This window comes from Actinophytocola sp. (assembly GCF_045807065.1).
In the GTDB taxonomy this organism is placed as follows: domain Bacteria; phylum Actinomycetota; class Actinomycetes; order Mycobacteriales; family Pseudonocardiaceae; genus Actinophytocola.
Map to the genome: position 1 here is coordinate 1 of NZ_JBJMIE010000484.1, position 5,391 is coordinate 5,391.

The 5,391-nt window shown below is 72.0% G+C and carries 4 protein-coding genes and 1 pseudogene; 2 read left to right on the forward strand and 3 right to left on the reverse strand.

Annotated elements, in window-relative coordinates; translation table 11 throughout:
- Window positions 1-447: 447 nt before the first annotated feature.
- The 3 genes from ACJ73U_RS28380 to ACJ73U_RS28390 form a co-directional block, all read right to left on the reverse strand.
- Complete coding sequence (locus tag ACJ73U_RS28380) at window positions 448-1,293, reverse strand: glycosyltransferase family 2 protein (protein WP_407780786.1); 846 nt, start codon at window positions 1,291-1,293, stop codon at window positions 448-450.
- 36 nt (window positions 1,294-1,329) lie between these two features.
- Window positions 1,330-2,478, reverse strand: coding sequence for a glycosyltransferase family 4 protein (locus tag ACJ73U_RS28385; RefSeq protein ID WP_407780787.1), 1,149 nt, complete (start codon window positions 2,476-2,478; stop codon window positions 1,330-1,332).
- 68 nt (window positions 2,479-2,546) lie between these two features.
- Window positions 2,547-3,677 (reverse strand): glycosyltransferase family 4 protein, encoded by a 1,131-nt coding sequence (locus ACJ73U_RS28390; RefSeq protein WP_407780788.1) that lies wholly within the window; start codon window positions 3,675-3,677, stop codon window positions 2,547-2,549.
- A gap of 33 nt (window positions 3,678-3,710) precedes the next feature.
- Between ACJ73U_RS28390 and ACJ73U_RS28395 the strand changes: the two are divergent.
- Window positions 3,711-4,472: pseudogene (locus tag ACJ73U_RS28395) on the forward strand (glycosyltransferase family 2 protein); the annotation flags it as partial.
- A gap of 628 nt (window positions 4,473-5,100) precedes the next feature.
- Window positions 5,101-5,391: glycosyltransferase family 2 protein (locus ACJ73U_RS28400; RefSeq protein ID WP_407780789.1), on the forward strand; the 291-nt coding region annotated here is incomplete at its 3' end.

Genomic DNA, 5,391 nt, shown 5'->3' on the forward strand with positions numbered 1-5,391 from the left:
GGGGGGGGGGGGGGGGCGCGGGCCGGGGGTGCGTGGAGGCGAAGGGTTGGCGAGTGGGTTGCTTTGGTCTGCGCGCTTGTAGGCCGTTGGGGGTTGCCGGGGGCGGTCGGGAGCTGCGTTTGGGAGCGACGGCCTGGCAAACGGGGTTGCTTTGATCTGCGCACTTGTAAACCGTCAGGGGTTGCTGCGGCGGCGGACCTGGGCGCGTCGGGGCGAAAGGTTGGCAAGCGGGATACGTTGGTCTGCGCGCTTGTGGCCGTCTGGGGTTGCCGGGGCGGGGGCGGCCGAGGTGCCTGTGTGGGGCGAACGGTTGGCGAGCGCGGTTACTTCGGTCTGCGCGCTTGTAGGCCGCCTGGGTTGACGGTCTGGCCAGTTAGGTCAGTTGGTCTGTCCAATAAGATCAATGTGTGGCGGTCTGACCACTTGCCGTTCCCTTGTTTTGGCCCCTTACTCTCCCTCGGGCTTCTTTCGGGTTTCCGCCTTCAGTCTCATTGCCAGGCCTGCCTTCACGCTGGCGCGGATCGGGGCCCACTTCAGGCCCTGGTGGCGGTCGGCGATGTAGCGGTATGCGCTTTCGTGGTGGGCGGCCAGCATCTTGTCGGAGGACCTGGCCGTCGAGTGGCCCTGGATGTGTACGACCTCGGCCGAGGGCACGTACACGTTCAGCCAGCCCGCCTTGCTCAGGCGGTCGCCGAGGTCCACGTCCTCGAAGTACATGAAGTATCGCGGGTCGAAACCGGCGACGGAGTCGAAGGCTGTGCGGCGTATCAGCAGGCACGAGCCCGACAGCCAGCCGGCCTCGCGCTCTTCGACGGACGTGTCCGACTGCTTGTACGCCTTCGTCCACGGGTTCTCTCGCCAGACGCGGCCGACTACCGCGTGGCCGATGCCCTTGCCCAGGGACGGGGTGAGGCGGGCGGACGGGTAGACCTGGCCGGAGGGTTCGCGGATCAGGGGGCCGAACGCGCCGCCGCGGGGCCAGCGGGTTGCCGCGTCCAGCAGCGCGTCCAACGAGCCGGGGCCGAACTCCAGGTCCGGGTTGGCGACCACGATCCAGCCGTACTCGTCCCCCAGTGTGGCCACGCCCCGGTTCGCCGCGGTGCCGTAGCCCAGGTTGCCGCCGGTGTGCAGCAGGGTCACGTTCGGGCGTTCAGCGGCCTTCTCCGGGGCCCCGTCCACCGAGCCGTTGTCCGCCAGGACCACCGAGTACGACCTCGTTGTGGCCTTCTCCAGTGTGTCCAGGCATCGCTCGAGTGTTTCGCCCGGCGAGTACGTCACGATGACTACCGCCAACTCCTGGCCATATTCCACAGCCAAGCATTGTGCCCGTCAGCGTCGGCGGCGGTGCGCCCGGTAGGCCTTCTCGTACGCGGTGCGGTGTGCCTCGGCGCTCGTGAGCCACGAGAACTCCTTCGCGCGGCGTTGGGCCGCGGCCGCCAGGTTCGACCGCAGTGCCGGGTCGTCCAGTAGCTCTACCAGCGCCGCCGCGATGTCTCCCGCGCCGACGCCGCAGTACGCGACCGCGTCGCCGCCCACCTCCGGCAGGGCCAGACGTCTGGTGGTCAGCACACAGGCGCCGCACGCCATGGCCTCCAGGACCGGCAGGCCGAAGCCCTCGCCCAGCGACGGGTACGCCACCAGCGTCGAGCCGCCCAGGAAGCCCGCCAGGGACTCGAACGGGAGGTAGCCGGCCCTGATGACCCTGAGGCGGTGGGGGACGTCGTCCAGCGCGCGTTCCACCTGGCGGTCCCAGCCCGGCTGGCCGGCGAGCACCAGGGCCGGTGGGTTCGCCCTGCCCCGGCACGCCGCCGCGAAGCCGCGGATGAGCGACGGCACGTTCTTGCGCGGCTCCAGTGCGCCCAGGAACGCCACGTACGGGGTGTCCGGGCCCAACCCGATGAGCCGCCGGGCCGCCGACACCTCCTCGTGGGTCGGCAGGTGGAAGCGGTCGTTGTCCACGCCGTGCTGGATGATCTCCAGGCGCGACGGGTCCGTGCCGGTGACCCTCGCCAGCTCCGCCGCGGTCGCCGCCGACGGGACCACGCACAAGGACGCCCTGATCAGTGCGGTTCTGGTCCACGCGCGGAAGAACCTGGCCTTGATCGAGTGGTGCAGCACGGCGTCGGTGAAGAACGTCGCGTCGTGCAGGGTGACCACCGACGCGGCCGGGTTCGCCAGCGGGGTCGTGTAGTGCGGGGAGTGCAGCACGTCCACGCCCAGGCGCCGGACCAGCCGCGGCAGGGTCGTCTGCTCCCACGTCAGGCGCGCCGTGCGGGTCGCGTTCGAGTCCGCTGTCGGCACGATGCGGGAACTCGGTGCCAGCCGTCCGTACAGCTCCACGTCACGGGGTTGGCAGACGACCGTGATGGGCGCGCCGTCCGAGTCGAGGGCGTAGACGAGTGAGTCCACGTACCGGCCGACGCCGCCGCGGTCCGCCGGCACGGCGGTGGCATCGATCAGGACACGGGGTTCTGGCACGAGTAGCAGACTACGACTTCGCCACCTTCTGCTATCGCGACCGGGTGAAAAACTGACCGACCCGTTGTTCAGCGTGCGTTCGCCATGTCGAAGAACCGCACGTGCAGACGCCACAGCTCGCTCGCGGCGTGCTCCCAGCTGAACTGGGCGGCCCGCAGCCGGCCCTGTGCGACCCGCTCGGCCGTCGCCGCCGGCTCGGTCACGGCCTCGTGCAGCGCGTAGGCCAGGGTGTCCGCGTCGCCGCGGGGGACGATCAGGCCCGTGCCGCCGGCGACCTCCACCAGTGCGGGGACGTCCGTGTGCACGACCGGGGTGCCGACGGCCATGGCCTCCAGGACCGGCAGGCCGAAGCCCTCCGCGCGGCTGGGCACCGCCAGGACGCTCGCTCGCCGCAGCACCGCGGACAGGTTCTCGTCGTCGATGCGGCCGGTGACGTGCAGGCGCCCGGCCGGGAAGCCGTGCTCGGCGGCCAGTTCGCGCAGGTCGACACCGCCCCAGCCGCGCGGACCGACGACCACGAGCGGCAGGTCCGGCGCCTGCGGCCTGGCCATGGCGCGGACCAGCACGTCGAGGCCCTTGCGCGGCTCGACGGTGCCGACGGCGAGGACGTAGGTCTCCGGGAGCCGCAGCCGGCCGGCCCGCAGCGCGGCCTCGTTCAGGTCCATCGGCAGGCGGAACACGTCCGGCACGCCGTGCGGAACGACCGCGACCGGCGCCGGACCGGGCGCGTGCCGCTGCAGTTCCTCGGCGACGGCGGCGGTGGGCACGACGACGGCGTTGGCGCGGGCGGTCGCGCGGCGGATGGCGGCCTGGTGCCACGCGGCGCCTCGGCGGGTGAGGGTCTCCGGGTGGGTGAACGGGACCGTGTCGTGCACGGTGACGACCAGGCAGCGGCCGCGTTTGGGCGCGGGCGGGGCGAGCGGGGTCGGGGCGTGGACGGCGTCGCCGCCGGGCCAGAGGTGCACGCCGTGCTCCCAGAGGGCGGTGAGCCCGCGGCGGGGCAGCGGCAGCGCGCGGGGTCCGGCGACGTCGGGCACGACGGCGGGCTGGAGATCGCGGTGTGTGGCCGTCACCCCGGCGACGGTCCACCCGGGTGGGGCGGCGGCGGCCATCGCGGGGAGCAGCTCGCGCGTGTACCGCCCCGTCCCTCCGGGAACGGGTGCGAGGAGCTGCTCGGTGAGCACGACGAGCTCGGGCACGGCCTCAGGGTACGGTTCCGCAACGTGACCGGCCTGTCGACACGCACCACGATCGTGGTCGTCACCTGGCGGGGTAAGGGGCATGTCGGCGCGTGTCTGGACGCGGTGGCCGCGCAGACCCGCCCGCACCGGCTCCTGGTGGTCGACAACGCCTCGGCCGACGGGACGGCCGGGATCCTCGCCCGGCACCCGTCGGCACCCACTGTGCTGCGGCTGGCGGCCAACGCGGGTTACGCGGGCGGGTTGGCGGCGGTGGACGGCCACGTCACCACGGAGTTCATCGCCTGGCTGAACGACGACGCCGAGCCCGCCCCGGACTGGCTGGCCCACCTGGAGGACGCACTCGACCAGCGGCAGGACGCCGCGGCGGCGGCCTCCCGGATGGTGCGGCTGGACGGCTCGGTGATCTCGGTGGGCGTGGGCCTGACCGGCGGCGGGTACGGCGTGGACCTCACCGACCCGGGTGCCGGGCCGTTCGGCTTCTGCGGCGGCGCGGCCCTCCTCCGGACGGCGGTGTTGCGGCAGGTGGGCGGCGTTCCGGCCAGGTTCTTCTGCTACTACGAGGACACCGACACAGCGTGGCGCCTACGCCTGGCCGGCCACACGGTCGTGGCGGTCCCGGACGCGGTGGTGACCCACCGCCACGGCGCGAGCAGCCGACCGGGGTCACGGCAGTTCCACCTGTGGAACGAACGCAACCGGCTGGCCATGCTGATCCGCTGCGCCCCGGCCCCGGTGGCGACCCGCGAAGTGGCGAGGTTCACGGCGATCACCTTGCTGCTGCCGCTCCGGCGCGCGCTAGCCGGGTATTCCGCACCTGGTCCGCTGACCCGCGGCGATGATCGGGACGCTGCTCCGGCTCAAGCTCGTGATCAGCCAAAACTCGATCATGTGCGGAAACCTGGACTGGCCCAGCTCCGCCGCGCGCTTGCCCAGCTCCGGCCGCGCTCCAGACCCGCACCGGCCCCTGTGGACAGCCCACCGCTCGCGCCCCCAGAACTGTCGGTGGCCTCCGGTAGCGTGGAAATCGGGGGGCCCCCGGGGTATGAAAGGGACTTTCGCTCGGCTCCGGTGGGTGAAGGTGTTGCCAGTGGCAGCTCGCAGGCCCGGAAGCGTCGGTGGCCTCCGGTAACGTGGAAACCGGGGGGCCCCCCGACGCACGAGAGGGACTTTCGCTCGGGCTCGCCGGGTGAACCGGCCGTTCCGTGGAACTTTCAGGCTGGCCTGCGGCTCCGGGTGTTAGGCGAGGTGGGTGCCACGCTGGGTCTCCTTCTGGGCGAACGGAGAACCATCTCCCGGGTGCTGAACGTCCCCCGGTCGGTGGTGTGGCGTCGAGCAAGATCGGCCAACTCGCCTGGTTGACGTGCCGTCACGTGGTGTGATGGTGCAGTCTTGAGCTACCGCACGAACCCGAGGAGCGCGTGTGCCCGATCCGGCGCTGTGTCCCGTCGTCTCGGTCATCGTGGTGAACTACCGCGGCGCCGATGACACCGTCACCTGCCTGCGCGCACTGCGCGACCAGCTCAACTACCCCGCCGACCGCCTCCAGGTGATCTGCGTGGACAACGCCTCCGGGGACGGGAGCGCCGAGGCGATCAGGCAGGTGCCCGGCGTCGACCTCGTCGAGTCGCCCGTCAACCTCGGGTTCGCCGGGGGGTGCAACCTCGGCGTCCAGCACGCGGTCGGCACCGTCGTCGCCTTCCTCAACAACGAC